Genomic DNA, 26065 nt, shown 5'->3' with positions numbered 1-26065 from the left:
CATCCTATGGGAGCGAGCCTGCTCGCGATGACGCCGGGTCAAACAATGATCACTTGAGCCCAGGCTTGACCCGCAACGCCTTGGCCTTCGCCTCGATCACCAGATACATCACTACCGTGATCAGCAACGGCAAGATGAAATAGATCGCCCGATAGGCAATCAATCCCGCCAGCAGGCTGCCCCGGGACGCGTCGTGCTGCAGCAGCGCGATGAACACCGCCTCCAGTACGCCGAGCCCCGCCGGAATATGGGTAATGACCCCGGCGATGCTGCTGATCAGCAGTACGCCGAGTACCACCGGATACTCCAGTTTGCTGGGCAGCAAGGTAAAGATCACCGCCGCCATCAACGACCAGTTTAGCGCCCCCAGGGCCAATTGCAGCACAGCCATGCGTAGCGAGGGCAGGTTGATTTCCATGCCACGAATCGTCCAGGCACGACGCTTGGAAAACCGGCAAGCCAGCAGGTATCCGGCACTTGCCAGCAGCAACAGCGCACCTACGCCCTGCAGGGCATCGCTGCTCAGTTTCCAGCCTGGCGGCATCGTCACCAGGCCGCTGCTGAATACCGCCCCGGCCAAGGTCATGTAGCCAAACCAGTTCGTGGCCAGGCTCAGGCCGAGGATCTTGGCGATATTGCCGCTGCTGACCCCTAGTCGGGAATACAGCCGATAGCGCATGGCGATGCCGCCGACCCAGGCGCTGAGGTTGAGGTTGAAGGCATAGCTGATCACCCCCACAGGCAAGATCTGCCGCCAACCCAGTTTCTGGCGGATGTAGGTGCGCCCGATCAGGTCAAAGCAGGCATAGGTGATGAAACTGGCTAGGGTCAGCGTGGCGGCGATGATCAGGGTCCGTACCTTGAAAGCGGCCAGCGTGTCGAAGACTTCGGCCCAGTCGATGCGCCTGGCCAGGGTCGTGAACAGAGCAATCAGCAGCAGGAAGAAAGCCAGGGTCAGCGGTTTTTTCCAGCGGCTCCAGCGTGATTTAGGCTTGCTCCCGTCCCGGACATGGGCATCGCCTGGTGCGGTGTGCGCCTCAGAGTGGTTCATGGGGTTCGCTCCGAACCGCCGTTGGCGGCGAAAAAGGTTTCAGGCGCGGTTTATGGGCCGGCAACCACCCGGCCCAGGCCGGGAAGTGACGCAGGAAGTGAAACACCATGAAACCGATGGTCATCCGCCAGATCAGGCCCCGCGGGGCGTGATTGGCGGGCATGGCGGTGCAGTACTCGCGGCTCAGGTGTTCGAGGCGCTCGAACAGTTCGCGGTTGAACCCCCGGTCGCGGATCAGCACGTTGGCTTCCAGGTTCAGCGACAGGCTAAGGGGGTCGAGGTTGCTCGAACCGACGGTACTCCAGTCTTCGTCTACCAGGGCGACCTTGCCATGCAGGGGGCGCTCGCAATATTCGTAGATCGTCACGCCGGCCTTGAGCAGGTAGTCATACAGCATCCGCGCCGCGAGCTTGGCGATCATCATGTCCGGCTGGCCCTGCAGGATCAGCCGCACTTGCACACCACGACGCGCCGCATTGCGGATCTCCCGCAGCAACCGATAGCCCGGGAAGAAATAGGCATTGGCGATGACCACGCGCCGTTTGGCGCTGCGCAGCACCTGCAGGTAGACCTCTTCGATGTCCGTCTGGTGCTCGTGGTTATCGCGATAGACCAGCCGCACCTGGCCGTCATGGTCGCTGAAAGCCAGCTCGCTGCGCCGGCTGCGACGACGTTGCCACCAGTATTTGGCCCGGGCCGGACGACCGCTTTGCATCAATGCGAAGTGATGGATATCGACCACCGCCGGGCCCTTGATCTCCACCGAATAGTCCTGCTTGGCTTCGGGGCCGAAATCGCCGAGATGGTCGGCGGAGAAATTGATTCCACCGATGAAGGCGATCACGCCGTCTATCACCACCACCTTACGGTGCAGGCGGCGGAACCAGTTGGTACGAATGCCCAAGTGAAGGGGCGCGGGGTCGAACATTTGCAGCCGTACACCGGCGTCGCTCAACGAGGCCAGGAAGTTCGGGGTCAGCTCCCCGCTACCAAAACCATCCAGGCTCAGGGTGACTCGCACGCCTCGATGGGCAGCGTCCACCAACACATCGCGCAATTCGTGGCCGACCTTGTCCTCGAACAAAATGAAGGTCTCGATGAGAATTTCATTTTCGGCGCGGCGGATAGCCTCGAACACCCGAGGGAAATAGGCTTCGCCATTTTCCAGCAGGGTGATGCGGTTGTTGCCATGCCAGCCGTATTCGACGTCCACCAGCGCCGGATCGCGCTCGGTGGGCGGTGTCTCGACCTGCTCCACCGTTGCCTTGTTCACTGCCGCGCTCATAGTTCGATCTCCACCGACAGCGGCGCGTGGTCGGACAGGTGCGACCAGGGACGCACGTTCAGCACCTTGGGCTGACAGGCCTTGAGATTGCGAACATAGATGCGGTCCAGGCGCAGGATCGGCAGCCGCGCCGGAAAGCTGCGGGCCGGCTTGCCCCATTGCTCGGCGAATACTTCCCGCAGACCGCAGGGTTCGAGCAGGTCGTTGGCCTTGCCGCGCCAGTCATTGAAATCCCCGGCGACTATCACCGGGGCCTCGGGCGGCAGCTCGCTCAGGCGTTTGCACAACAATTTCAGCTGTTCGATACGATGACCCTCGCGTAGCCCCAGGTGCACACAAATGGCGTGGATCTGCGGGCCGTCGCCACCCGGCAGACGCAACACGCTGTGGAGCATGCCGCGGTTCTCATGGCCGCTGATGGAGACGTCCAGGTTGTCGTGGCGCACGATCTGGAACTTCGATAGCAGCGCGTTACCGTGGTCGCCTGCCGGATACACGGCGTTGCGTCCGTAGGCGAACTGCGGCCAGAGACTGTCGGCCAGGAATTCGTATTGCGGCACGCTCGGCCAGTTGGAGAAGCGCTGGGGGTGCTGTTCGTGGGCTCCATGCACTTCCTGCAGGAACACCACGTCGGCGGACACGCTGCGCACCGCTTCGCGCAGCTCCGGCAAGATGAAACGCCGGTTCAGGGCTGTGAACCCTTTGTGGGTGTTGATTGTCAGGACCGTGAAGCGGCTGATCCGGTCGAGGCCATGGGCCAGGTTCTGGTGAGCTTCGGTGGTTGCATCGCAGGTCGCTTCGGTAGGGCCAGGCGTGCTCATGGCAGTACTCCCTCGGCAGGTCGCTCGCCCGGTGTGGTAGCGAGGCCTTTGTCCAGGTCGAAGCGCTCCAGCAAGTGGCGCGCGTCGTAAGGGGCGCGGACTTTGATGTCGTTATCGAAATAGCAGAATACTTCCCGGCTCTTACGCGCCCTGGGTTTCTTTTTCGGGTCGATCAAGTGGGCGTCTTCCGGTTGCGTGCCGTGGCTCCAGGCCTCGATCCGGTCGCCCCAGCGTTGTAAAGCCTCGTCGGTGTAGCCGCTGGCATACAGTTCTTCGGCGCCGTGCAGGCGCAGGTAGACGAAGTCGCTGGTGACGTCTTCGCGATAGGGCCACTTTCCGGCGGTGTCGGCGATCACCAGCGCGATGTCGTAGCGCTTGAGCAGGGCGACGAAACGCGGGTCGATGAAGCTTTCATGGCGAATCTCGACTGCGTGGCGCAGCGGGCGCTTCTTATCGGTTTCGGTGCTGGCGTGGCCGTCCAGGCGTGGCTCGTGTTCCCGGGCCAGGGCGGCGGCACTGACGCTGTCGTGGGGCAATTGCTTGAGAAAGTCCTCGAACAGCTCGGGGTCGAATTTGAAGGTGGGGGGAAACTGCCAGAGAATGGCGCCGAGCTTTTCCTTGAGTTCCAGCACCCCGGACGCGAAGAAATTGGCCAACGGCTTGTGGATATCCCGCAGGCGCTTGATGTGGGTGATGAAACGCGGTGCCTTGACGCTGAACACGAAGCCCGGCGGCGTCTCGGCATACCACTGGGCATAGCGTTCGGGACGCTGAAGGGCGTAGAACGAGCCGTTGATTTCGATGCTGTTGACCGCTCTTGAGGCGAACTGCAATTCACGCTTCTGGGTCAGCCCCTTGGGGTAGAAGTCCCCCCGCCAAGGCGTGTATCGCCAACCGGAAATGCCGATGTAGATTGCCGTCATGTGTCCCTCCCGTGCCAGATGACCTCGTACTGCCGGTGTCTTGCAGATGACTGTCGAGCGGCGCGGAAAGTTTCGACGAAGTGCCCGATGGAGGAGGGGGCGCTCGTTTGCGCCCAGCAGGGCGCTGATCCCGTGTCGGGAGGCGCATGTGGGTAACCATCACGGCAGTGCATCGAAACGGAGGGGAGGAGCCAAAGGCGGGGGCCGCCCAGACACGTCAATTTCTCTGAATGAGCTTGCCCCGGATTTCACCCATCGCTTGCACATCCAGTTCCAGCCAGAAGTGCAGCTTCCCGGCAATCTGCGCGGCCGCCGGCACCCCATCGCGGTACACCAGACGATTGCTCGCCAGAGCCGGCACTTTCGTCCCAGGCAGTAATGTACCGGCCAGGTTCAGCGGGTCGACGCCGCACACCGCAATCACGCTGCCGTCGGTAGGACGGCGACGGACTTCGCGCAATAGCGGGATGGCTTCGGGCAGGGCGAATTGCTCTCCGGCCAAACCGCTGACGAAGCGCCCGCCCCGGATTTCGCCGCGTGCCTCCAGGCGATGGAACGTGCGCAGCAACTCGCGCCAACTAGGCAGCCAATCCGCCTCCCGCTCCAGCAAACGCCAGAACACCACGCCGTAACGGCGCAGCAGGGTCATGGCGATGTGCTCCAGGGTTTCAGTCGGTGTCGACGCGGGTCGATTGCCTTCGCTCGGCGCGGACTGACTGCGGCGCAGCAAGGCCCAGCGGCCGGCATCGTCCATGCCGCCGACAAACGCCCCGCGCCCACGCCGGCTGCTGCGAGCCTGGCGCTTGCTGGCGGGTGTAATCAGCGCCCGCAGCCCGGCGAAGCTGTCGGCGTTAACCAGGCCGGCGCCCACCAGTTCTTGCAAGGCGATTTCCAGTTCGGTGCGCAGCAGGTGGGCTTCGTGCAGCAACTCGTCGAAAAACAGCGCGCCATGTTCGCGCAGGGCCTGGTGGACTTTTTGCGTCTTGAGGGACAGTTCGCTCAGCGGCGTCTGCTCTGTCAGGCTGCTCCACAGGGTGACCTGACTGCGCGGCAGCAACACCACCGGCGTGCTGCGCAGGGCCGTGGCGGAGGCTTTCTGCCGGGCGCTGAGGCGAGTCCAGACCAGCTTGCCGCTGCGGCACAATTCATCGAGCCAATTGGCGGAGTAGTCCTTGATCCGCGCCGGCAACAGGTCGCTGTCCCAGGCCGAGGCCGCAGCCGGGTAGCCTTCGAACTGGCTGACGATCGACGGCAGCACGGCGCTGCACCGGCCCTGGGTCGACGGCGACAGGTGTTGCCAGTCGAACAGGAACCGCATGAAGTCCTGCAGCATCACCGGTTCGATTTCCCGGCGCAGGCGTTTGACGGTGTAGCGGTGGATGCGGGCCAGCAGATGCCGTTCGCACCATTCTTCCTGGCCGGTGCCCGGTGTGAAGCGGCCGCGCAGCACGTAGCCTTGTTGTTCAAGGTGCGCCAGGGCCTGGGTGGCTTGCGCTGTCGATAACCCCAACGGATAGGCGATGGCGGTCAGCGGCAGCGGGCCAAAGGCGCTGAGCCGGGCGCGGAGCACTTCCACCACGGCTTCGTCGCTGTCCCAGGCCTCATCGAACCCGGCCAGGGGTGTCAGCGCGGGCTGCCACTGGGCCTGTGGATAAATCCCTTGCAGGCAGGTCAGCCGCTCCAATGGCACCCACAGGCCGCGCTCGGCGCTGATCTGCACATGGCTGGCTCGCCCGCGTTCGGCCAACGCCTGCAGCCAGCCCGGCCACGATTCGTGGGCTCGGGCTTCGCTGTCGGCGATGCAGGCCAGGCTCATCAGCGCTTCGTGCATTTCATCGAGGTTGGCCGGGGTCGGCCAGGCTTCCTCCCTGACCGACTGGATAGCCTCGGCGTCCAGCGCGCCGAGATCGTCGGTGGATTGCGGATCGCTCCAGCGCCGGTTGATCACCGCCTGGGTTCGGCGCTCTTCCAGCGGCGCGTCATCGAGAAAGGTGTAGGGCCGGGCGCTGAGGATTTCTGCCGCCAGGGGCGAGGGGGCGGGCAGGTCGCGACTGACCAGGCGAACTTCGCCCGCCTCCATGCGCCGCAACAGCGCCAGCCAGCCTTCGCTGTCCATGGCTTCGTGCAGGCAGTCGTCAAGGGTCTGTTCCACCAGTGGGTGGTCGGGGATTTCCCTCTCGCCGGCCAGGTTTTCCACACAGGCGATCTGGTCGGGAAAGACACTGGCGATCAGGTCTTCGCTTTTCATCCGCTGGATCTGCGGAGCGACCTTGCGTCCGCCGGTGTAGCGCGGCAAGGCCAGGGCTACCCCGGCATTCCAGCGCCAGCGTACGCCGAACAGCGGCGCATCCAGCACCGCCTGCACCAGGATCTGTTCGGCGCAGTGGCTGTTGAGGTAGCGCCAGACCTCATCCAGCTCGAAGCTGTGGCTGGTGGACAGCGACAGCACGATGGCGTCTTCGCTGGCGGCGGCCTGCAATTCGAAATTGAAGGTGCGGCAGAAACGCTTGCGCAGGGCCAGCCCCCAGGCGCGGTTGATGCGGCTGCCGAACGGCGTATGAATGATCAACTGCGTGCCGCCGGACTCGTCGAAGAACCGCTCCATCAACAGCGTGTCCTGGGAAGGCAGAGCACCGAACGCCAGGCGAGCCGGGGCCAGGTAATCCACCAGTTGTTCGGCGCTGGCCAGGTTCAATTGCAGGGTGCCGGTCAGCCAGTCGAGGGCCGGCTGCAGATTGCCGGGGGTGGCGCCGAGCAGTTGATCGAGCTGTGCTTGCAGGCGGGCCACGGCCAGGGACAGTTCGGCGCTGCGCCCCGGGGCCTCGCCGAGCCAGAACGGAATGGTTGGCGGCTGGCCCTGGGCGTCCTCGACCCGCACGCGGCCGGTCTCGACGCGAATGATGCGGTAGGAGGTATTGCCGAGCTGGAACACGTCGCCGGCGATGCTTTCCACCGCGAAGTCTTCGTTGACGCTGCCGATGTTCAGGCCCTGGGGTTCGAGCAGCACGCTGTAGTCAGCGTTGTCCGGGATGGTGCCGCCGCTGGTCACGGCGGTCAGTTTGCTGCCCCGGCGTCCGCGCAGGGTACGGGTGACTGCGTCGCGGTGCAGGTAGGCGCTGCGCACGCCCTGGCGACCATTGAGGCCTTCGGCGAGCATCTGCAACAGCGACTGGTAATGCCCTTCGTCCAATTCGGCGTAGGGCGCAGCACGGCGAAAGGTGTCCAGCAGCGCCTGTTCCTGCCATTCCTGGCAACTGACCTCGGCGACGATCTGCTGAGCCAGCACGTCCAGCGGTGCCTTGGGGATGTGCAGGATGTCCAGTTCACCCCGGCGTACGCAATCGAGCAGGGCGGCGCACTCGATCAGATCGTCGCGGGTGGTGGCGAACAGGCGTCCCTTGGGCGTGCCGCCGACCTGGTGACCGGAGCGGCCAACCCGTTGCAGGAACGCCGAAATCGAGCGGGGCGAGGCGATCTGGCACACCAGGTCGACGTCGCCGATGTCGATGCCCAGTTCCAGGGACGCGGTGGCGATCAGCACCTGCAATTCGCCGCGTTTGAGCCGCTGCTCGGCGTCGAGGCGAAATTCTTTCGCCAGGCTGCCATGGTGGGCGGCCACGGCGTCCTTGCCCAGGCGCTCGCTCAAATGGCGGCTCAGGCGTTCGGCCAGGCGCCGGGTATTGACGAACACCAGGGTGGTGCGGTGTGCCCGGGCGAGCTCGGCGAGGCGGTTGTAGACCAGTTCCCACACATCATTGGCCATCACCGCCGAGAGCGGCACTGGCGGCACCTCAATGTCCAGGTCGCGGGGACGGGCATGGCCGATGTCGACGATTTCGCACGAGCGACCTTCGCCCACCAGAAAGCGCGACACTGCTTCGATGGGCTTTTGCGTGGCGGACAGGCCGATGCGCATCAGCGGTTCGCTGCACAGCGCTTGCAGGCGTTCCAGGGTCAAGGCCAGGTGACTGCCGCGCTTGCTGGCGGCAATGGCGTGGATTTCATCGACGATCACCGTGCGGGTGCTGGCGAGCATCTGCCGGCCGGAATCGGAGCCGAGCAGCACGTAGAGCGATTCGGGCGTGGTCACCAGAATGTGCGGCGCGGTTCTGCGCATCGCCGTGCGTTCTTTCTGCGGTGTGTCGCCAGTGCGCACGGCGGTGGTGATTTGCAGGGCCGGCAGGCCCATCTGCCGCAATTGTTCGGTGATGCCGGCCAGCGGGGTTTGCAGGTTGATCCGGATGTCGTTGCTCAGTGCCTTGAGCGGCGAGACGTAGACCACCAGGGTCTGGTCCGGCAGGCCGCCCTGTTCCAGGCCCTGGTGCACCAGGTCATCGAGCACGGCGAGAAACGCCGTGAGGGTCTTGCCCGAGCCGGTGGGGGCGGCCACGAGGGTCGAACGACGCTGACCGATCAACGGCCACGCCCGGGCCTGGGCGGCCGTGACCGCAGGGAAGGTCTGGCTGAACCAGGCACGGACGGCGGGGTGAAAGCCTGCCATGGCGTGGTCGGCTGCAAGGGGCTGATTCATGGGGCAGTTATGCGGGTGGGATGGGGAAGATGCAAGTACTGGCTGATATCTCCGTTGCCTGGCAGGCCCCATCGCGAGCAGGCTCGCTCCCACATCTATGGTTACCCCCTTTTCTGCAATACTGTCTTTGATGCGTGTTTGGCTTGCTTTCATCTATCCGGCGTCTGAGTGGGGAGTTGTGTCCCTGCGCCTCGATGAGAATTCGATGCCCGACGATCCTGATTAGTGTGACGGCCTTGCAGCCGTGTGGGAGCCCAGGGTTTTCGTCAGGCCGGTTAGCCGTTCATGTCATCTGTTATTCAGCATCGCAAAACCAGGTGGGTGGTGCTCGGGTAGCAGCAGGGTCAAGCGTTCATCGCGCTTGGCCCTGCATCGAATACCGTGTGGTTTGCCGCAATCGACCAGGCGATCCTCGCGAACTTGTTGGCCAGTGCGCAGACCACAAGATTGCGGTGACGGTGGCTGGCCAGGAGCTTGCGAGCCCAATCAGCCAGCTTCCCTTCCTGTCGATCCAGCCTGTTCACATACGTCTGGGCACACTGGACGAACAGGCGTCTCTGATTTCGATCGCCTCGTTTGCTGATGCCCAAAAGTACCGTCCGCCCGCCCGTTGAGTGTTGTTTGGGGACCAGCCCAATCGAGGCTGAGTAGTCTCGACCACATTTGAATTGCTTACCGTCGCCCACTTCGGCGGCCAGGACGCTGGAGGTGATCGGCCCCACGCATGGCATTGTCATCAGGCGGGAGGCCAGATCATCTCCAGCGGCCTGGCAATCGACCTCCTTGTCCAACACCTTGATACGCAGATTGAGGTAGAGGTAATGCTCGTACAAGTCCGCCACAAGTTTGCGGATGAGTCCGTGAAAGGAACTTGCTTCCAACAGGGCCGGTATGTCCTTGAGCGACTTATAGCCCGGGGTCAGGCTGATGCCGACTTCCAGAAACGCGGCATGAATCCGATTGACGGTCGCCGTGCGATCCTTGATGAGCGAGTCGCGGACCGAGTTGAGCATTGCCAGCGCCTGCTGAGTCTGGTTTTTAACGGGGACAAAACGCATCGTTGGACGACTGGCTGCTTCGCAGATCGCCTCGGCATCGGCAAAATCGTTTTTGTTGCTTTTCACATAGGGACGTACGAGATGAGGTGCTATCAGTTTGGGCGAATGGCCTAACTTGGCGACTTCTTGCGCCATGAAATGGGCCCCGCCACAAGCTTCCATCACGACGATGCACGGTTCGAGATTTGCTAGGTGCTGGAGGAGTTCCACTCGCTTAAATTTTTTGCGCAGAAGCGGATGCCCGTGATCATCTTGCTCATGTACGTGAAAGGTGAGCTTTCCAAGGTCGATGGCGACAATAGCTACTTTGTTCATGACGGCGGTCTCCGATAGATCCCCCTGTGAAAGCTTAGCGGGCGTTCACAGGGGGCGGCGGGGGTAGCCATCTCATTAGGATGGAGCACCACAGAGCCATTGTGGGAGCGAGCCTGCTCGCGATGGGGCCCTGAAGCGCGGCGCAAAATCCCTGATCTGCACTTTACGGATGACGGTTGCGCACTAAACCCGCAAAATGCAACGATTCCGGCAACGCCCGTGGGCGTTGTCGACCAAATTCTTGTGCCAACAGACTGGGCCTGCTGACTTTATGCGAATGCGCCTTATGTTACTGGGCGGCGGAAATGCCCTTGGGCAGGCGCTGATTCGCCTCGGTGCGGAAGAAGACATCGGTTTTCTCGCCCCCCGCCCCCCCGAAGATGGCTGGGATGCCGCGAGCCTGACACAGTTGCTCGACGACACCCGTCCGGACGCCTTGATCAATCTGGCGTACTACTTCGACTGGTTTCAGGCCGAGGTCGTCAGCGAGCAGCGCCTGGCCAGCCAGGAGCGCGCGGTCGAGCGCCTGGCCGAATTGTGCCAGCACCACAATATCGTCTTGCTGCAACCGTCGAGCTATCGCGTGTTCGACGGCTCCCGCGCCACCGCCTACAGCGAAAAAGACGAGCCCGTGCCCCTGGGCCTGCGCGGCCAGGCCTTGTGGCGGATCGAGCAAAGCGTGCGCGCCACATGCCCGCAACATGTACTACTGCGCTTCGGCTGGCTGCTGGACGACAGCGCCGACGGCATCCTCGGGCGTTTTCTCGCCCGGGCCGAGCAGCCCGAAGAGTTGTTGCTGGCCGATGACCGTCGTGGCAATCCGACGCCGGTGGACGATGCGGCCCGGGTGATCATCTCCGTGCTCAAGCAACTTGACTGCGCTGCGCCACTGTGGGGCACCTATCATTACGCCGGACATGAGGCGACCACGCCGCTGGCGCTGGGCCAGGCGATCCTCACCGAAGCCCGTGCCCTGCATCCGCTGGCAATCGAATCGCCCACGCCCCAGGCTCACGCCGCACGGCCGGATGCCGCGGAAGAACCGCAACATGCGGTGCTGGCCTGCAAGAAAATTCTGCACACTTTCGGGATCAAGCCCCGCGCCTGGCGCGCCGCGCTCCCGGGCTTACTGGATAGGTTTTATCGCCATGGCTGACGGCCCTGTTCTAATCACCGGCGGTGCGGGCTTCATTGGCTCGCACCTGACCGACGCCTTGCTCGCCAAGGGACATTCGGTGCGCATCCTCGATGACCTGTCCACCGGCAAGCGCAGCAACCTGCCGCTGGAGAACCCCGCGGTCGAACTGATCGAAGGCGACGTCGCCGATGCCGCCCTGGTGGCCCGGGCCATGGAAGGTTGCAGCGCCGTGGCGCACCTGGCCGCAGTGGCTTCTGTGCAAGCCTCGGTGGACGATCCGGTACGCACTCACCAGAGCAATTTCATTGGCACCCTGAATGTCTGCGAAGCCATGCGCCAGGCTGGTGTGAAGCGGGTTCTGTTCGCTTCCAGCGCAGCGGTGTACGGCAACAATGGCGAAGGCCAGTCCATCGATGAAGAAACGCCCAAGGCCCCGCTCACGCCTTACGCCTCGGACAAACTGGCCAGCGAGTTCTACTTCGACTTCTACCGCCGCCAGCACGCGCTGGAGCCGGTGGTGTTCCGCTTTTTCAACATCTATGGCCCACGCCAGGATCCGTCTTCGCCGTATTCCGGGGTCATCAGCATCTTCAGCGAACGGGCACAGAAGGGCTTGCCGATCACCGTGTTCGGCGACGGCGAGCAGACCCGGGATTTCGTCTATGTGGAAGACCTGGTGGACTTGCTGGTGCAAGCCATCGAGAAGCCTGAGGTGGAAGTCGGGGCGGTAAACGTCGGCTGGAACCAGGCCACGACCCTCAAGCAGATGCTCCAGGCCCTGGCCACGGTCGTCGGTGACCTGCCTCCGGTCAGCTACGGCCCGGCGCGTTCGGGAGATATCCGCCACTCCCGGGCCGATAACCATCGGCTGTTGCAGCGCTTCAACTTCCCGCAGCAGACGCCGATGAGTGTGGGGCTGGCGCGGCTGTTGGGCCGCTGAGTTTCCAATCGCCACAAAAAAACTGTGGGAGCGAGCCTGCTCGCGAAAGCGCCCTGACATTCACCTCTTCAGTGACTGTCGTGCCGCCATCGCGAGCAGGCTCGCTCCCACAGGGACGGTGATATGTTCTGGTTAGGTTAGAACTTGTAACCCAACCCCACCATGTAGATCCACGGATCCACATCGACATTCACCTTGGCCCGGGTGCCGCCAGCCACGGCGTTGTTGTCGACATACGCCGTGGTGTCGATGTCGATGTAGCGGATCTGGCCGTTGATCATGATGTTGTCGGTCAGCATGTAGTCAGCGCCCACTTGCCACGCCATGCCCCAGCTGTTGCTCGCCCGGAAGTTGCTGAAGCCGTTGGCGCTGGCTTCGCTACCGACATGCTCGTCATAGATCCAGGTGTAGTTGATGCCGGCGCCGACATAAGGCTGGAAGGCCGATTTGGTGTCGAGCGGGTAGTAGACCAGGCTCAGGGTCGGCGGCAGGTGCTTGAGGGTGCCGAGCTTGCCGTTGGCAGCGCCCAGTGCGGTGCCCTTGATCTTCACATCGTGCTCGAAGGGCGAGGCAGCCAGCAACTCGACGCCCAGGTGGTCGGTCATCATGTAGGCGAAGTTCAAGCCCAGTTGCGTGTCGCTGCTCATGGTCGCCTTGCCGCCCAGGTCGGCACCGGCCAACGGGCCGCGGTCGACCTTGACACTGGAGCTGTCTGCTTCCGGATTGACCGTAATGGCGCCGGCGCGAACGATGATATCGCCGGCCGTGTGGGCCTGGGCGATTGGGGCCGCGAGCGCGAGGGCGACGAGGGAAACGCTAAGCAAGGACTTGTGCATGAGGGCTCCAGAGGGCATCGAAAAAGTGATGTCTCATGGTATGGAGCCGTCTGGATCGGTCTTTTGACTCAGCTCAATGAGTCTTGGTCAATTAATTGACTCAGCTCAATAAAGCGGCGACAAGCACTTGAGGGTTCATCGCGCATTTTCGCGCGATGCCGGCAGGCGTCGTCCCTCTACCAGTCTCACTCCGGCAGCTCATAGACGTAGATTTTTTCGGCCTCCATCTGATACCCGGCATCGGCCAGCTCGCTGCTGGACGGTTTGACTTGCATCGGCCCTTCGACCCAGTACGGCTGATACAGCTCATCGAGCTTCACCCCGGCTTCGCTTTTCACATGCACGATCTGATTTGAGGGCGGTGGCGGCACATGGATGCAGGCGCCGAAATACGGTACCAGCAGAAAGTCCGTGGTACGGCCTTCTTCGCTGACTTCCAGCGGCACGATGTAGCCCGGCAAACGAATCTGCTGGCCATCGAGCGCCTTGACCACCGGTGCGTTGGGCAGGTCCTGTTTGGCGGCCGGGGCGGATTCGGCGGACAGTGCATTGGCCATTTGCGACAGGTCATGCAGCGGGGTCATGTTCGGCACCTCCGGCGGTGCGTCGGGCGGGATCATTTCCGACCAGGCCAGGTCCCTCGGCTCGGCCGCCCACAGCGGCAGGGCAACCATCATCAACAGCGCAAACAGGGCGCGGTGCATCTTCATTGTCCTCATAAACGGATCGACAGGCCGTCGGCCAACGATTGGCGGTAAGCGCGCCAGGCCGGTACGCTGCCCATCAGCAGGGCGGCGATCAGAATGCCAGCCATGAGCGTCCATTCATATTCGCTTGGCCAACTCAACGGCAAATACAGGCCATAGGCCGACTGTACGTAACCCTGAGCCGCGCCGATGCCGATATATAGCAAGGCCAGCCCGGCGGCCACCCCGGTCAACGCCAGGGCAAAGGCTTCCAGCACCAGCAGGCTCGCGATGTGCCACGGCCGCGCGCCCACCGAACGCAGGATTGCCATCTCCCGGCGCCGCTCGTTGAGGCTGGTGAGGATTGCCGTGAGCATGCCGATCAATCCAGTCAGGACCACGAACAACGAAATCACGAACAAGGCTTTTTCCGCAGTGCCCATCAGGCTCCACAATTCTTGCAGGGCCACGCCGGGCAGGATCGCCAGCAACGGCTCGCCACGGAATTCATTGATCTCGCGTTGCAAGGCGAAGGTGGAAATCTTGCTGTTGAGGCCGAGCATGAACGCGGTGATGGCTTGGGGCGTGAGGTCCATGTTGCGGGCCTGGTCGGCGCTTATACGACCGCTGCCCTGGGCCGGCACGCCGTTCTTCCAATCGATGTGGATCGCTTCCATGCCGCCGAGGCTGATGTGCAGCGTGCGATCCACCGGGGTGCCGGTGCGCTTGAGAATGCCGACCACGGTGAAGGGTTTGTCGTCATGCTTGACCAGGCTGATCGTCGCCACGCCGTGGGCCAGCACCAATTTGTCGCCGAGCTTGTAATGCAGCGCCTCGGCCACTTCGGCACCGAGCACCACTTCGAACGGGTCAGTGGCGAAAGCCCGGCCATCGGCCAGTTCCAGGTGTTGCTGGCGGCCGTACTGGTAATGCTCGAAATAGGCCTCGGTGGTGCCCATTACCCGATAGCCGCGATGGGAATCACCGAGGGACATGGGGATTGCCCATTTCACTTTCGGGTTGCTGGCGAAATGTTCGAAGCTGTCCCAGCGGATGTTGTTGGTGGCGTTGCCGATGCGAAACACCGAGTACAACAACAGGTTCACCGAGCCGGAGCGGGCGCCGACGATCAGGTCGGTGCCGCTGATGGTGCTGGCAAAACTGGCTTTTGCCTCGGTGCGCACCCGCTCTACTGCCAGCAGCAGGCAGACCGACAGGGCGATGGCGAAGGCGGTGAGGATCGCGGTGAAACGGCGGTTCGCCAGGCTGGCCATGGCTAGACGGAACAAATACATCTCAGACCTCGAGTGGCTTGGCGGCACGATTGAGATCGGCCAGCGAGAGGTTGCGGTCGAACAGCGGCGCCAGACTCTGGTCATGGCTGACGAACAGCAGGCTTGAGCCGGCCTCGCGGCATTCGGCGAACAGCAACCGCAGGAAGTTTTCCCGGGCGTCGTAGTCCAGGGCCGAAGTCGGTTCGTCGGCGATCACCAGTTCCGGCTGGCCGATCAACGCCCGGGCGGCGGCGACACGTTGCTGCTGGCCGATGGACAGCGAGTCGGCGCGGCGCTCCAGCAGGTTCGCATCGGTCAGCCCCAGGTGGGTCAACAGTGTGGCGGCAGCCTGGTCGATGCTGCCGTGACGCTGGATGGCCCGCTGCGCCCGCAGTTTGGAAAAGTGGCAGGGCAGTTCGACGTTCTCGCGCACCGAGAGAAACGGCAGCAGATTGAATTGCTGGAAGATATAGCCGGTGTGGTCCACGCGAAAGCGGTCGCGGCTGCCCGCCCCCAGTTCGGTGAGCGGCTGTCCGAGCAGGCGGATGTTGCCGCGATCCGGCGTCTGCACGCCGCCCAGCAGCCCCAGCAAAGTGGTCTTGCCACTGCCGCTGGGGCCCTTGAGGAACAGGGTCTCGCCGGCCTCGAGGCGAAAGGCCGGGATGTCCAGCAGTGGCGGATGTCCGGGCCAGCTGAAGACCAGGTCGGACAGTTCGATGAGTGCTTGGGTCATGTTGGCTTATATCAGGATGACGGAGGCCCCTGTGGAGTACCTGTGGGAGCAAAGTGTGTTCGCGATGAGCCTGTCACATTCAACGTCGATGTCGACGGTCGGACCGCTATCGCGAGCAAGCTGTGCTCCTACAGGCCTCCACCACAGGATGTGCAGTGTATTCAGAACTTCAGGGTTGGCACCTTGGCCGTCACTTCCACGCCTTGCTGGCCGCTCGGGCTGATCAGTTGTACCTGAATTTTCTGGGTGGCCGGGAAGGTTTTGAACAGCATCGCCAGGTCGAGGTTCTTCAAGGCACCGGGTGTGGCGCAGGTGAACTGGTAGTGGGCGTGGATTTCGCTGTGCTCGTGGTGGTGCTCGTCGCCATCGGCGTCGGCGTCTTCGTCATGGACTTCGTGATCCGGTTCATCGCCGAACAATGGGCTCTCCAATTCCTGCTGGGCCAGGGTGCATTGGGCGGCGGCCGGCAGGTTGAACAGCACCAACGGCTTCTCAAGTTGCGCGCGGGTCGCCGCGACCTTGGCCTTGTCGGCATCGCTGGTGGCTTCGTGTTCAAAGCCCACCAGGTTCATGGCCGGGCTTTCCAGCTCGAGCTCCAGGGTCTGGCCGTCGAGCGCAGCGTTCAGGCGGCCAACGCCGTGTTCATGGGCACCCAGGCTGCCGTGCTCATGATCGTGGTCATGGTCGTGCTCGACCGTTGCGTGAGCGACAGCTAATGGCAATAGGGCGAACGGCAAAGCAAGAAGCAGGCGACGCATGACGAGTCTCCAGAGAAAGTGAATGTTTTGTTATGTAATCTTATAACAAGCGTGTGCAGAGTTTGACCGTCTGCTTGGCGTCGCGCAAGGCCCATGGGAGCATGGGAACATTAAATCTTCAGGAGCACGGTGATGTTGCGCATACGCGGAACCGTCGGCGATTGGCCGGTGGACTTGTCGATCGAAATGGACGAAGGCGACTGGGCGCAGCTCGGCGCGCAGTTGCAGGCGGGTAAGCCGGAAGGCGCGGCGATGGTGGCGGCAAAACCGGTGAACCAGGACGATGCGCTGTGGCAGATCGCCAGGGAATTGCTGCGCAAGGCCGGGCAGTTGAGCGGCCCGGACCTGCTGGAACAACTGGAAGGCCTGACGGGCAGTGCTCCGGCGGGCAAGCGCCTGTTGGTGCGCTTGCGCCACAGCGCCGAGGTCAAGGTGTTGAGCGGCGGTGATACGCCGCTCTACAGTTGGGTGGGGGCTGAGGCTTAGTACAACGCGGCAAACAGCTTGCGGCGATAGGTCGTCACCAGCGGGTGATCGTTGCCCAGCAGTTCGAACACCTGCAGCAGGGTCTTGTGCGGCAGGCCTTCGCTGTAGCCGCGATTGCGGGTGAACAGCTTGAGCAGTGCGTCGAGGGCCGGTTCATATTGCTGGCGCGCCAGTTGCTGGATCGCCAGTTGATACACCGCCTCATCGTCCTGTGGGTCTTTTGCCAGGCGGGCCTTGAGATCGGCGGCGTCTGGCAGATGCTTGGCCAGGCCGAGGAACTGGATCTGCGCCTTGGCCCCGGCCAGTGCGGCCTTGTGCTCGTCGCTTTTCACCGAGTCCAGCACGGTCTGCGCTTCGCCCAGCTCGCCGCGTTCAGCCAGGCAACGGGCAAACAGGATCAGCGCCTTGGCGTTGGTGTTGTCTTCACCCAGCAGCACGGTGAGCAGGGCTTCGGCATCGGCGAAACGCCCGTCGTCGAACAGCGCCTGGGCCTGCTCGAGCGGATCGGCCGCGGCGGGAGGTGGCATCTGCACGTGGGGTTCGAGCATCGCCCGCACCGCCGATTCCGGCTGGGCTCCGGCGAACCCGTCGACGGGCTGGCCGTCCTTGAACAGCACCACCGTCGGCAGGCTGCGGATGCCGAAGCGCGAGACGATGTCCTGCTCGATGTCGCAGTTGACCTTGGCCAGCAGCAATTCGCCCTGATAACTCTCGGCAATGCCCTGCAACATCGGCATCAGTGCCTTGCACGGCGCACACCACTCGGCCCAGAAATCCACCAGCACCGGCTTGTGAAAAGAGTTGGCAATTACCGACTGGTCGAAGTCGGCGGTGGTGGCGTCGAAGATGTAGGGGGTGTCCTGGGTCATGGGAATCTCGTAGAACGCTTGAATGGTGCAACTATACGCGGGGTCTTGGGGTGCCTGGTAGGCCGCTATCGCGAGCAGGCTCGCTCCCACAGGGACTGAGATCGGACGCTGGAATTGCGAACACCCCGGTTCATTGTGGGAGCGGGCTTGCTCGCGAAGCTTTTAGGGCTGGCGCCGCGCGTGATACAGGCTCACATGCCGGAACTCCTCGGGCTCGGCCAGATCCGGCAGGGTCATGGCTTCGAGCAGTTCGATACGCTGGTACAGCGGGTGCTGGAAATCACGTACCCGGGAGTCGGCCACCAGGGCCTCGTGGCCGCGGCTTAGGAACTGGTCCAGCAGCGGCAGGTTGGCTCGGTCGTAGAGCACATCGGCGACCAGGATCAGGTCGAAGCGATCCGCCTCGGCGAAGAAATCCGTCGAATAAGTCAGCGTCACGTCGTTGAGCAGGGCGTTGGCCCGGCATGCAGCGATTGCCAGCGGATCCAGGTCACACGCCACCACTTCCAGCGCTCCGGCCTTGATCGCCGCGATGCCCGCCACGCCGGAGCCGGCACCGAAATCCAGCACCCGCTTGCCTTCGACCCACTGCGGTTGCTCGGCCAGGTAACGGGCCATCGCCAGGCCGCTGGCCCAGCAGAAGCTCCAGTAGGGCGGCTCGTGGAGGATGCGCCGGGTTTCTTCCGGGTTGAAGGCTCGGTCCATGTTATCGCCGTCGATCAGCCACAGTTTCAGACCGGTGCCGGGTAACGGGCAGTCCACCAGATGCGCGTCCCCCAGCAACTCGCTCAGCGCGTGTTGCAGGTCTTGCGGTGCATTCATGGCGCTTTGACGAATTGCAGGGTGCCCAACGCCTGGCTGGTCGGTTGCGCGATGCGCTGTTCCGGCAGGTGCAGGATCAATTGGCCCGACTGGCTGGCGCGGCCGCGCAGCTCCACGCGGGCGCCGACCGGGAAGGCATCCGGGTTGAAGCGCAGGCGGAAGGGCAGGGCCTGCTTGGCGCCGATCAGGCTGGAGCTGGCGAGTAATTTCTGCGGGCGACCCTTTTCGTCGATCACCAGCAGGGCCAGTTCGATTTCGGCCCCGGTCGGTACGCCTTCGAGGGTGCCGCTCAGTTCCCGTTGGTACGCCGGCAATGGTCCCAGCTCGGCGGCTTGCCGGGCTTTTTCCTGGGCCTGTTTCGGCGCGGGCGCCGGTGCGGGTGCAGTGGGCTTGGGAGCGTCACTGCTGCACGCCATCAGCAGGCTGAAAAGACTGAGCAAAACGAGCGATCGTAGCGGCATGTGCGGCTCCTGCAAGGTGAATTCCATGGATCTGACGGTAAGCCCGTCTGTATACCGTAAACCCTATGGCTTGTCTTGCCAGTGGGATGCGCTACCATGGCCCTCCCTTTTTTTGTTGCCTGCCACCATGCACTGTCCCTTCTGCGGTGCCAACGACACCAAAGTCATCGACTCGCGACTGGTCGCCGAGGGCGAACAGGTCCGCCGCCGGCGCGAGTGCCTGGCCTGCGGCGAACGGTTCACTACGTTCGAGACCGCTGAACTGGTGTTGCCGCGCCTGATCAAAACCGACGGCAGCCGCCAGCCGTTCGACGAAGACAAACTGCGCGCCGGCATGCAGCGCGCCCTGGAAAAACGCCCGGTGAGCGTCGAGCGCCTGGAAGCGGCGCTGGTGCACATCAAACACAAGCTGCGGGCGACCGGCGAGAGGGAGGTCAAATCCCTTGTGGTCGGCGAGCTGGTGATGGCCGAGCTGCAGAAGCTCGACGAAGTCGCCTACATCCGTTTCGCCTCGGTGTACCGGCGCTTCCAGGACCTGAACGAATTCCGCGAGGAAATCGACCGCCTGGCCCGCGAACCGGTGAAAGAATGAGCGTCCCGGCGCAACAGGCAGTCCTCGACGCCCATTACATGGCTCGTGCCCTGGAGCTGGCTCGGCGTGGCCACTACACCACCCATCCCAATCCTCGGGTGGGGTGTGTGATCGTGCGTGACGGGCAAATTGTCGGGGAGGGCTGGCACATCCGCGCCGGTGAACCCCATGCCGAAGTCCATGCCTTGCGCGCTGCCGGTGAGCTGGCTCGGGGCGCCACGGCCTACGTGACCCTCGAGCCCTGCAGCCACCATGGTCGTACGCCGCCTTGTGCCGATGCGCTGGTCAACGCTGGTGTGGCCCGGGTCGTGGCGGCGATGCAGGACCCGAACCCGGAAGTCGCCGGTCGCGGTTTGCAGCGGCTGGCCCAGGTCGGTATCGCCACCGAAAGCGGCATGCTGGAAGGCGAGGCCCGTCAGCTCAACCAGGGTTTCCTCAAGCGCATGGAGCACGGCTTGCCATTCGTGCGCGTCAAGCTCGCCATGAGCCTCGATGGCCGCACCGCCATGGAAAGCGGTGAAAGCCAGTGGATTACCGGTCCGGCTGCACGTTCGGCCGTGCAGCGGCTGCGGGCCCAGGCCAGTGTGGTGTTGACCGGCGCGGACACGGTGCTGGCGGACAATGCCCGGCTGACCGTGCGCGCCGATGAACTCGGGTTGGATGCCGACCAGACAGCATTGATCATGAGCCGTCCGCCGCTGCGGGTACTGGTGGACGGTCGCCTGCGGGTGCCGCTGGATGCACCGTTTTTCAAGGCCGGCCCGGCGCTGGTCGCCACGTGCATGGCGGTGGAAGAACAGTACGCCAACGGCCCCGAATGCATGATCGTGGCAGGTGATGACGGCCAGGTCGATCTGCGCCGCTTGCTGGTCGAGCTGGCGGCCCGTGGCGTCAACGAGGTGCTGGTGGAAGCCGGTCCGCGCCTGGCAGGGGCATTTGCCCGTCAAGGCCTGGTGGACGAATTCCAGATTTTCCTCGCCGGCAAGTTCCTGGGATCTTCGGCGCGACCATTGCTGGACTGGCCACTGGCGCACATGAAGGACGCCCCGGCGCTGAAAATCACCGAAATCCGCGCCGTGGGCGATGACTGGCGAGTCATCGCCGTCCCCATCCCGCCGGCCAGCGTATAATTCCCGGCCTTCGCTCAAGCGGCGGCCTGTTCTCGAGGAGGACTCCATGTTTACCGGCATCATCGAATCCATCGGCAGCATCCGTGCCCTCACCCCCAAGGGGGGCGACGTGCGGGTCTACGTCGAAACCGGCAAGCTCGACCTGAGTGACGTCAAACTGGGCGACAGCATCGCCGTGAATGGCGTGTGCCTGACCGCCGTCGAACTGCCTGGCAATGGTTTCCTGGCGGACGTCAGCCGCGAAACCCTCGACTGCACTGCCATGAACGATCTCAAGAGCGGCAGCCCGGTCAACCTGGAAAAAGCCCTGACGCCCACCACACGGTTGGGCGGGCACCTGGTCAGCGGCCACGTCGACGGCGTCGGCGAAGTGGTTTCCCGCAGCGATAATGCGCGGGCCGTAGAGTTTCGCATCCGCGCGCCGAAGGAACTGGCCAAGTACATCGCCCACAAAGGCTCGATCACCGTCGATGGCACCAGCCTGACGGTTAACGCGGTGGATGGCGCCGAATTCCTGCTGACCATCATTCCGCACACTTTGAGCGAAACCATCATGGCCTCGTATCGGCCTGGGCGCCGGGTCAACCTGGAAGTCGACCTGCTGGCCCGTTACCTGGAGCGCCTGCTGCTCGGTGACAAGGCCGCAGAGCCTGCATCCGGCAGTAACATCACTGAAAGCTTTCTGGCCGCCAACGGCTACCTCAAATCCTGACCCAAGGGGGTGCCGCGTGGCGCTCAATAGCATCGAAGAGCTGGTTGAAGATATCCGCCAAGGCAAGATGGTCATCCTCATGGATGACGAAGACCGCGAGAACGAAGGCGACCTGATCATGGCCGCCGAATGTTGCAAGGCCGAGCACATCAACTTCATGGCCAAGCACGCCCGTGGCCTGATCTGCATGCCGATGAGCCGCGAGCGCTGCGAGCTGCTGAAATTGCCGCTGATGGCCCCGCGTAACGGTTCAGGCTTCGGCACCAAGTTCACCGTGTCCATCGAGGCCGCCGAGGGCGTGACCACCGGCATTTCCGCCGCTGACCGCGCACGTACCGTGCAAGCTGCCGCCGCGAAGGACGCCAAGGCCGAAGACATCGTCAGCCCCGGCCACATCTTTCCGCTGATGGCTCAGGCCGGCGGCACCCTGGCCCGCGCCGGCCACACCGAAGCGGCGTGCGACCTGGCGCGCATGGCCGGTTTCGAACCCAGCGGCGTGATCTGCGAAGTGATGAACGATGACGGCACCATGTCCCGTCGCGCGGAACTGGAAGCCTTCGCCGCTGAGCACGACATCAAGATCGGCACCATCGCCGACCTTATCCATTACCGGATGATCCACGAACGTACCGTTCAGCGGATCGCCGAGCAGCCGCTGGACAGCGAACTGGGCCATTTCAACCTGGTGACCTACCGCGATTCGGTGGAAGGCGACGTGCACATGGCCCTGACCCTGGGCACCGTCTGCGCCGAAGAGCCGACCCTGGTCCGCGTGCACAACATGGACCCACTGCGGGACCTGTTGATGGTCAAGCAGCCTGGCCGCTGGAGCCTGCGGGCCGCGATGGCCGCGGTGGCGGAAGCCGGCAGCGGCGTGGTGCTGCTGCTCGGGCACCCCCTCGATGGCGATGTGCTGCTGGCGCATATCCGCGAAACCGGCGAGCAATTGCCGGTGAAGAAGACCACCACTTACAGCACGGTCGGTGCCGGCTCGCAGATCCTGCGGGACCTGGGTGTACGCAAAATGCGCCTGATGAGTGCACCGATGAAATTTAATGCGATATCCGGTTTCGATCTGGAAGTTGTAGAATACGTGCCCTCTGAATAATGACCTCGTTCAGTTAGGGAGGTCTTCCCCCTGTGGGAGCGAGCCAGCTCGCGAAAGCGGTGCATCAGGCGACATTAATGTCTCTGAGCTGACGTCATCGCGAGCAGGCTCGCTCCCACAAGGGGTGTAGTTTCCTGAAATGAACGGCTGGCCCTGTATTCGTGGCTAAATATCACCGAGGAGCGCGCATCGAGCGCGTTCCGGCTCTTTAAGAGAATTGACGAATGACCCTGAAGACCATCGAAGGTACCTTCATCGCCCCCACAGGCCGCTACGCTTTGGTAGTGGGCCGTTTCAACAGCTTCGTGGTCGAGAGCCTGGTTGGCGGTGCGGTCGATGCCCTGGTCCGCCATGGCGTGAGCGAAAGCGACATCACTATCATCCGTGCCCCTGGCGCCTTCGAAATCCCGCTGGTTGCGCAGAAAGTCGCTCAAAAGGGCGAATATGCAGCGATCATCGCCCTGGGTGCGGTCATTCGTGGCGGTACTCCGCATTTCGAATACGTGGCTGGCGAGTGCACCAAGGGCCTGGCCCAGGTGTCCATGGAGTTTGGCGTGCCTGTCGCTTTCGGCGTACTGACCGTTGATTCCATCGAGCAAGCCATCGAACGTTCCGGCACCAAGGCCGGTAACAAAGGCGCCGAAGCCGCCCTGTCCGCCCTGGAAATGGTCAGTCTGCTGGCGCAGTTGGAGGCCAAGTGATTAGCGACGAAAGCGATCGTTTCAACCCTCGCGATCCCAAGCCTGCCGATGCCGGCAAGCCTTCGAAAAGCGTCAAGCGTCGCGAAGCCCGTCAGCTTGCGACTCAGGCGCTGTATCAATGGCACATGGCCAAGCAGTCGCTGAACGAGATCGAAGCGCAGTTTCGGGTCGATAACGATTTCAGCGATGTCGATGGCGCGTATTTCCGCGAGATCCTCCACGGGGTTCCGGCGCACAAGACCGAAATCGACAAGGCCCTGGCACCTTGCCTGGACCTGACCATCGAAGAGCTGGACCCGGTCGAGCTGGCGGTGTTGCGCCTGTCCACCTGGGAGCTGATGCAGCGTGTCGATGTACCGTACCGCGTGGTGATCAACGAAGGGATCGAGCTGGCGAAAGTCTTCGGTTCCACCGACGGGCACAAGTTCGTCAACGGTGTGCTCGACAAGCTTGCTCCACGCCTGCGGGAAGCTGAAGTGAAGGCGTTCAAGCGCTGAATGGGTGAGTTTGAGCTGATCCGCAGCTATTTCGCCGCCGCGCCTTGTGCGCAGGGCGGCGACGGCGTTGCGCTGGGGATCGGCGACGATTGTGCCTTGCTGACGGTTCCTCCCGGGGAGCAGTTGGCGGTGTCCACGGACACGCTTGTGGCCGGTGTGCATTTTTCGGATCCCTGCGATCCGTTCCTGCTCGGCCAGCGCTCGCTGGCCGTGGCGGTTAGCGACCTCGCCGCCATGGGCGCCAGACCCTTTGCCTTTACCCTTGCCCTGACCTTGCCGACGGTGACCGCCGATTGGCTGCAGGCCTATGCCTGTGGTTTGGACCGGATGGCCCAGGCCTGCGGTGTCGCGCTGGTGGGTGGTGATACCACTCGCGGACCACTGAGCCTGACCATGACCGTGTTCGGCCGCGTGCCGTCCGGCCAGGCCTTGACCCGAAGCGGCGCACAGCCCGGCGATCTGCTTTGCGTTGGTGGTGAACTGGGCAATGCCGCCGGTGCATTGCCGCTCGTGCTTGGCCAGTGTCACGCTGAACCCGCCGTCGCCGAGCCGCTGTTGGCGCATTATTGGTCACCGCGTCCGCAGATCGACCTGGGGCTGGCGCTGCGCGGCCGGGCCAGTGCAGCCATGGATATCTCCGATGGCCTGCTGGCCGACTGCGGGCATATCGCATTGGCGTCCGGAGTGGCAATCCGGGTTGAACGTGACCGTCTGCCGCTGTCCAACGCTTTACTGGCCTTGCTCGGCCAAACGGACGCGGAGCAGGCCGCGTTGAGCGGAGGTGACGATTATGTGCTGCTGTTCAGCTTGCCGCCGGTCCGATTGTCGGCGTTGCAGGCCGAAGGCTGGCCAGTCCACGTGGTCGGCAGTGTCATGGCAGGGCAGGGCGTCATGCTGGTGGATGCCTATGGCGCCGACATCACCCCGCAGATCCGGGGTTATCAACATTTTCGGGAGACACCGTGACAGATCATCCCAACCAGGTTCCAGTCGAATTCGTCCCCCCCTCGGTTTGGCGTAATCCCTGGCATTTCCTGGCATTTGGCTTCGGTTCGGGCACTTTGCCCAAGGCGCCAGGTACTTGGGGTTCGCTGGTTGCGCTACCCTTCATACCGTTGTGGCAGATGTTGCCGGACTGGGGTTACTGGCTGATGCTCGGCATCACCATGCTGTTCGGCTTCTGGTTGTGTGGCAAGGTGGCGGACGACCTGCGCGTGCACGATCATGAAGGTATCGTCTGGGACGAAATGGTCGGGATGTGGATTACCCTGTGGCTGGTGCCGCAAGGTTGGTACTGGTTGTTGGCGGGTTTCCTGGCGTTCCGCTTCTTCGATATTCTCAAGCCATGGCCGATCCGCTGGATCGACCGGCATGTCCACGGAGGCGTAGGCATCATGCTCGATGATATCCTGGCCGGAGTGTTTGCCTGGCTGGCAATGCAAGGACTGGTGTGGTGTCTTACCTGAGGGATTCAGGCATGCGCGTAAGCCGAGCACTGTTGCTCTTGTTGTGTCTGGGCACGAGTCTCGGCGCTCTGGCGGCGGAGCCGATGGCGTTGCCCGGCAAGATCCGCGCCGCCAGCGAGGAGTGGGCTGACTACTCTGAAGCCGACGGCCGGGGTATGGCCTGGGACATCCTGCGTGAGGTGTTCGAGCCCGCGGGCGTGAAGCTGGAAACCCGCAGCGTGCCCTACACCCGCTCGATCGGCTTGGTACAGCGTGGTGAGGTCGACGCACAGGTCGGTGCCTATCGCGATGAAACTGAAGGGCTGCTCTATCCCAACTGGCACTACGACGTTGATCACATCTATGCCCTTGGACTGGCCTCCAAACCGACACCCACGCTGGCGACGATCGGCAATTATCGGCTGGTGTGGATGCGCGGCTACGAGTACAACAGCTATCTGCCCAACATCAAGCGCTTCAATGAAATCCATCGTGCGGTAGGGATCTTGCCGATGCTGGTCCATGACCGGGCCGATTTCTATATCGACGCCTTGATGGAGATCCAGGGTGTGCTCGCCAAGGCCGACGATCCCCAGCAGTACAAGCTCTCGCCGTTGATCAACCTGCCGCTGTACCTGGGCTTCGCCAACACCGAAAACGGACGGGCGCTGCGTGCGCTGTTCGACCGGCGTATGGAGGTGTTGGTGAAAAGTGGTCGGTTGAAACCGATTTTCGAGCGTTGGAAACAACCTTATCCTTTCGACGAGCACGGTAAGCCACCGAAGCCTTAATCAATCTTGTCGATAGTAATAGTCGACAATTCAGCCTAAGCGTCTGCCGGGACCTGCTGTTACAATGCGCTTCTCTGAGAATCTCCAGTACTAGATCAGGAG

The 26065-nt window shown here is 63.0% G+C and carries 26 protein-coding genes; 12 read left to right on the top strand and 14 right to left on the bottom strand.

Annotated features, from left to right (window positions below):
- Window positions 1-49: 49 nt before the first annotated feature.
- From AD665_RS06465 to AD665_RS06440, 6 genes are all read right to left on the bottom strand, one after another.
- Window positions 50-1051, bottom strand: coding sequence for a lysylphosphatidylglycerol synthase domain-containing protein (locus AD665_RS06465; RefSeq protein ID WP_024778343.1), 1002 nt, complete (start codon window positions 1049-1051; stop codon window positions 50-52).
- Complete coding sequence (gene clsB, locus AD665_RS06460) at window positions 1038-2336, bottom strand: cardiolipin synthase ClsB (RefSeq protein WP_024778344.1); 1299 nt, start codon at window positions 2334-2336, stop codon at window positions 1038-1040. The genes AD665_RS06465 and clsB overlap by 14 nt, the downstream gene beginning before the upstream one ends.
- Entirely contained in the window at window positions 2333-3157 is an 825-nt protein-coding gene (locus AD665_RS06455; RefSeq protein WP_053191427.1) for an endonuclease/exonuclease/phosphatase family protein, read from the bottom strand. The genes clsB and AD665_RS06455 overlap by 4 nt, the downstream gene beginning before the upstream one ends.
- Window positions 3154-4080 (bottom strand): DUF72 domain-containing protein, encoded by a 927-nt coding sequence (locus AD665_RS06450; RefSeq protein ID WP_053191425.1) that lies wholly within the window; start codon window positions 4078-4080, stop codon window positions 3154-3156. The genes AD665_RS06455 and AD665_RS06450 overlap by 4 nt, the downstream gene beginning before the upstream one ends.
- A 217-nt stretch (window positions 4081-4297) precedes the next feature.
- Window positions 4298-8611, bottom strand: a complete 4314-nt coding sequence (locus AD665_RS06445) for a DEAD/DEAH box helicase (protein ID WP_053191424.1) — start codon at window positions 8609-8611, stop codon at window positions 4298-4300.
- 344 nt (window positions 8612-8955) lie between these two features.
- Window positions 8956-9984 carry an IS110 family RNA-guided transposase gene (locus tag AD665_RS06440; RefSeq protein WP_053191422.1) on the bottom strand — a complete coding sequence of 343 codons (1029 nt, stop codon included), beginning with the start codon at window positions 9982-9984 and terminating at the stop codon, window positions 8956-8958.
- A 271-nt stretch (window positions 9985-10255) separates the two neighbouring features.
- Here AD665_RS06440 and AD665_RS06435 point away from each other — a divergent pair, with 271 nt between their 5' ends.
- The gene (locus AD665_RS06435; protein ID WP_024778348.1) at window positions 10256-11140 is read left to right on the top strand and encodes a sugar nucleotide-binding protein; all 885 of its coding nucleotides are present in this window, start codon (window positions 10256-10258) and stop codon (window positions 11138-11140) included.
- The gene (locus AD665_RS06430; RefSeq protein WP_024778349.1) at window positions 11133-12062 is read left to right on the top strand and encodes an NAD-dependent epimerase/dehydratase family protein; all 930 of its coding nucleotides are present in this window, start codon (window positions 11133-11135) and stop codon (window positions 12060-12062) included. Before AD665_RS06435 ends, AD665_RS06430 begins: the two co-directional genes overlap by 8 nt.
- 137 nt (window positions 12063-12199) lie before the next feature.
- On the opposite strand, the gene AD665_RS06425 is transcribed toward AD665_RS06430, so the two are convergent.
- From AD665_RS06425 to AD665_RS06405, 5 genes are all read right to left on the bottom strand, one after another.
- On the bottom strand, window positions 12200-12898 hold the full coding sequence (locus AD665_RS06425; protein ID WP_024778350.1) for an OmpW/AlkL family protein: 699 nt from the start codon (window positions 12896-12898) through the stop codon (window positions 12200-12202).
- Between the two features lie 185 nt (window positions 12899-13083).
- A complete protein-coding gene (locus AD665_RS06420; RefSeq protein ID WP_024778351.1) occupies window positions 13084-13602 on the bottom strand; it encodes a DUF3299 domain-containing protein in 519 nt (172 codons plus the stop codon).
- An 11-nt stretch (window positions 13603-13613) separates the two neighbouring features.
- A complete protein-coding gene (locus AD665_RS06415) occupies window positions 13614-14879 on the bottom strand; it encodes an ABC transporter permease (protein ID WP_024778352.1) in 1266 nt (421 codons plus the stop codon).
- Window position 14880: 1 nt separating this feature from the next.
- Window positions 14881-15591, bottom strand: coding sequence for an ABC transporter ATP-binding protein (locus tag AD665_RS06410; RefSeq protein WP_024778353.1), 711 nt, complete (start codon window positions 15589-15591; stop codon window positions 14881-14883).
- Between the two features lie 161 nt (window positions 15592-15752).
- The gene (locus AD665_RS06405) at window positions 15753-16349 is read right to left on the bottom strand and encodes a DUF2796 domain-containing protein (protein WP_024778354.1); all 597 of its coding nucleotides are present in this window, start codon (window positions 16347-16349) and stop codon (window positions 15753-15755) included.
- Window positions 16350-16481: 132 nt separating this feature from the next.
- Here AD665_RS06405 and AD665_RS06400 point away from each other — a divergent pair, with 132 nt between their 5' ends.
- Entirely contained in the window at window positions 16482-16835 is a 354-nt protein-coding gene (locus tag AD665_RS06400) for a hypothetical protein (protein ID WP_024778355.1), read from the top strand.
- Here the strand turns inward: AD665_RS06400 and trxA are convergent.
- From trxA to AD665_RS06385, 3 genes are all read right to left on the bottom strand, one after another.
- The gene (gene trxA, locus AD665_RS06395; RefSeq protein WP_024778356.1) at window positions 16832-17704 is read right to left on the bottom strand and encodes a thioredoxin; all 873 of its coding nucleotides are present in this window, start codon (window positions 17702-17704) and stop codon (window positions 16832-16834) included. The two genes, AD665_RS06400 and trxA, sit on opposite strands and share 4 nt — an antisense overlap.
- A 162-nt stretch (window positions 17705-17866) precedes the next feature.
- Window positions 17867-18526 carry a class I SAM-dependent methyltransferase gene (locus AD665_RS06390; RefSeq protein ID WP_024778357.1) on the bottom strand — a complete coding sequence of 220 codons (660 nt, stop codon included), beginning with the start codon at window positions 18524-18526 and terminating at the stop codon, window positions 17867-17869.
- Window positions 18523-18987, bottom strand: a complete 465-nt coding sequence (locus tag AD665_RS06385; protein ID WP_053191420.1) for a hypothetical protein — start codon at window positions 18985-18987, stop codon at window positions 18523-18525. Before AD665_RS06385 ends, AD665_RS06390 begins: the two co-directional genes overlap by 4 nt.
- Before the next feature lie 127 nt (window positions 18988-19114).
- On the opposite strand from AD665_RS06385, the gene nrdR reads away from it, so the two are divergent.
- The 9 genes from nrdR to AD665_RS06340 all read left to right on the top strand — a co-directional run bounded on the left by nrdR (window position 19115) and on the right by AD665_RS06340 (window position 25963).
- Window positions 19115-19579 (top strand): transcriptional regulator NrdR, encoded by a 465-nt coding sequence (gene nrdR, locus AD665_RS06380; RefSeq protein WP_024778359.1) that lies wholly within the window; start codon window positions 19115-19117, stop codon window positions 19577-19579.
- Complete coding sequence (gene ribD / locus AD665_RS06375) at window positions 19576-20709, top strand: bifunctional diaminohydroxyphosphoribosylaminopyrimidine deaminase/5-amino-6-(5-phosphoribosylamino)uracil reductase RibD (RefSeq protein WP_024778360.1); 1134 nt, start codon at window positions 19576-19578, stop codon at window positions 20707-20709. Before nrdR ends, ribD begins: the two co-directional genes overlap by 4 nt.
- 46 nt (window positions 20710-20755) lie before the next feature.
- Window positions 20756-21421: a riboflavin synthase gene (locus AD665_RS06370; RefSeq protein WP_024778361.1), complete on the top strand. Its 666-nt coding sequence runs from the start codon at window positions 20756-20758 to the stop codon at window positions 21419-21421.
- 16 nt (window positions 21422-21437) lie between these two features.
- Complete coding sequence (ribBA, locus tag AD665_RS06365; RefSeq protein ID WP_024778362.1) at window positions 21438-22529, top strand: bifunctional 3,4-dihydroxy-2-butanone-4-phosphate synthase/GTP cyclohydrolase II; 1092 nt, start codon at window positions 21438-21440, stop codon at window positions 22527-22529.
- Between the two features lie 224 nt (window positions 22530-22753).
- A complete protein-coding gene (gene ribH / locus AD665_RS06360) occupies window positions 22754-23230 on the top strand; it encodes a 6,7-dimethyl-8-ribityllumazine synthase (RefSeq protein WP_024778363.1) in 477 nt (158 codons plus the stop codon).
- Window positions 23227-23727 carry a transcription antitermination factor NusB gene (gene nusB, locus AD665_RS06355; protein ID WP_024778364.1) on the top strand — a complete coding sequence of 167 codons (501 nt, stop codon included), beginning with the start codon at window positions 23227-23229 and terminating at the stop codon, window positions 23725-23727. The genes ribH and nusB overlap by 4 nt, the downstream gene beginning before the upstream one ends.
- Window positions 23728-24693: a thiamine-phosphate kinase gene (gene thiL / locus AD665_RS06350; protein WP_024778365.1), complete on the top strand. Its 966-nt coding sequence runs from the start codon at window positions 23728-23730 to the stop codon at window positions 24691-24693.
- Window positions 24690-25193, top strand: coding sequence for a phosphatidylglycerophosphatase A family protein (locus AD665_RS06345; RefSeq protein WP_024778366.1), 504 nt, complete (start codon window positions 24690-24692; stop codon window positions 25191-25193). Before thiL ends, AD665_RS06345 begins: the two co-directional genes overlap by 4 nt.
- Before the next feature lie 11 nt (window positions 25194-25204).
- A complete protein-coding gene (locus AD665_RS06340) occupies window positions 25205-25963 on the top strand; it encodes a substrate-binding periplasmic protein (RefSeq protein ID WP_024778367.1) in 759 nt (252 codons plus the stop codon).
- The last annotated feature ends 102 nt before the right edge of the window (window positions 25964-26065 follow it).

This window comes from Pseudomonas corrugata, from assembly GCF_001269905.1.
Classification (GTDB): Bacteria; Pseudomonadota; Gammaproteobacteria; order Pseudomonadales; family Pseudomonadaceae; genus Aquipseudomonas; species Aquipseudomonas corrugata.
This window is presented reverse-complemented; position numbering and strand designations above follow the sequence as displayed.

Bases quoted from the DNA above. Each gene is read 5' to 3' on its own strand.
- AD665_RS06465 (WP_024778343.1), bottom strand. From the start codon at position 1,051: ATGAACCACTCTGAGGCGCACACCGCACCAGGCGATGCCCATGTCCGG.
- clsB (WP_024778344.1), bottom strand. From the start codon at position 2,336: ATGAGCGCGGCAGTGAACAAGGCAACGGTGGAGCAGGTCGAGACACCG.
- AD665_RS06455 (WP_053191427.1), bottom strand. From the start codon at position 3,157: ATGAGCACGCCTGGCCCTACCGAAGCGACCTGCGATGCAACCACCGAA.
- AD665_RS06450 (WP_053191425.1), bottom strand. From the start codon at position 4,080: ATGACGGCAATCTACATCGGCATTTCCGGTTGGCGATACACGCCTTGG.
- AD665_RS06445 (WP_053191424.1), bottom strand. From the start codon at position 8,611: ATGAATCAGCCCCTTGCAGCCGACCACGCCATGGCAGGCTTTCACCCC.
- AD665_RS06440 (WP_053191422.1), bottom strand. From the start codon at position 9,984: ATGAACAAAGTAGCTATTGTCGCCATCGACCTTGGAAAGCTCACCTTT.
- AD665_RS06435 (WP_024778348.1), top strand. From the start codon at position 10,256: ATGCGAATGCGCCTTATGTTACTGGGCGGCGGAAATGCCCTTGGGCAG.
- AD665_RS06430 (WP_024778349.1), top strand. From the start codon at position 11,133: ATGGCTGACGGCCCTGTTCTAATCACCGGCGGTGCGGGCTTCATTGGC.
- AD665_RS06425 (WP_024778350.1), bottom strand. From the start codon at position 12,898: ATGCACAAGTCCTTGCTTAGCGTTTCCCTCGTCGCCCTCGCGCTCGCG.
- AD665_RS06420 (WP_024778351.1), bottom strand. From the start codon at position 13,602: ATGCACCGCGCCCTGTTTGCGCTGTTGATGATGGTTGCCCTGCCGCTG.
- AD665_RS06415 (WP_024778352.1), bottom strand. From the start codon at position 14,879: ATGTATTTGTTCCGTCTAGCCATGGCCAGCCTGGCGAACCGCCGTTTC.
- AD665_RS06410 (WP_024778353.1), bottom strand. From the start codon at position 15,591: ATGACCCAAGCACTCATCGAACTGTCCGACCTGGTCTTCAGCTGGCCC.
- AD665_RS06405 (WP_024778354.1), bottom strand. From the start codon at position 16,349: ATGCGTCGCCTGCTTCTTGCTTTGCCGTTCGCCCTATTGCCATTAGCT.
- AD665_RS06400 (WP_024778355.1), top strand. From the start codon at position 16,482: ATGTTGCGCATACGCGGAACCGTCGGCGATTGGCCGGTGGACTTGTCG.
- trxA (WP_024778356.1), bottom strand. From the start codon at position 17,704: ATGACCCAGGACACCCCCTACATCTTCGACGCCACCACCGCCGACTTC.
- AD665_RS06390 (WP_024778357.1), bottom strand. From the start codon at position 18,526: ATGAATGCACCGCAAGACCTGCAACACGCGCTGAGCGAGTTGCTGGGG.
- AD665_RS06385 (WP_053191420.1), bottom strand. From the start codon at position 18,987: ATGCCGCTACGATCGCTCGTTTTGCTCAGTCTTTTCAGCCTGCTGATG.
- nrdR (WP_024778359.1), top strand. From the start codon at position 19,115: ATGCACTGTCCCTTCTGCGGTGCCAACGACACCAAAGTCATCGACTCG.
- ribD (WP_024778360.1), top strand. From the start codon at position 19,576: ATGAGCGTCCCGGCGCAACAGGCAGTCCTCGACGCCCATTACATGGCT.
- AD665_RS06370 (WP_024778361.1), top strand. From the start codon at position 20,756: ATGTTTACCGGCATCATCGAATCCATCGGCAGCATCCGTGCCCTCACC.
- ribH (WP_024778363.1), top strand. From the start codon at position 22,754: ATGACCCTGAAGACCATCGAAGGTACCTTCATCGCCCCCACAGGCCGC.
- thiL (WP_024778365.1), top strand. From the start codon at position 23,728: ATGGGTGAGTTTGAGCTGATCCGCAGCTATTTCGCCGCCGCGCCTTGT.
- AD665_RS06340 (WP_024778367.1), top strand. From the start codon at position 25,205: ATGCGCGTAAGCCGAGCACTGTTGCTCTTGTTGTGTCTGGGCACGAGT.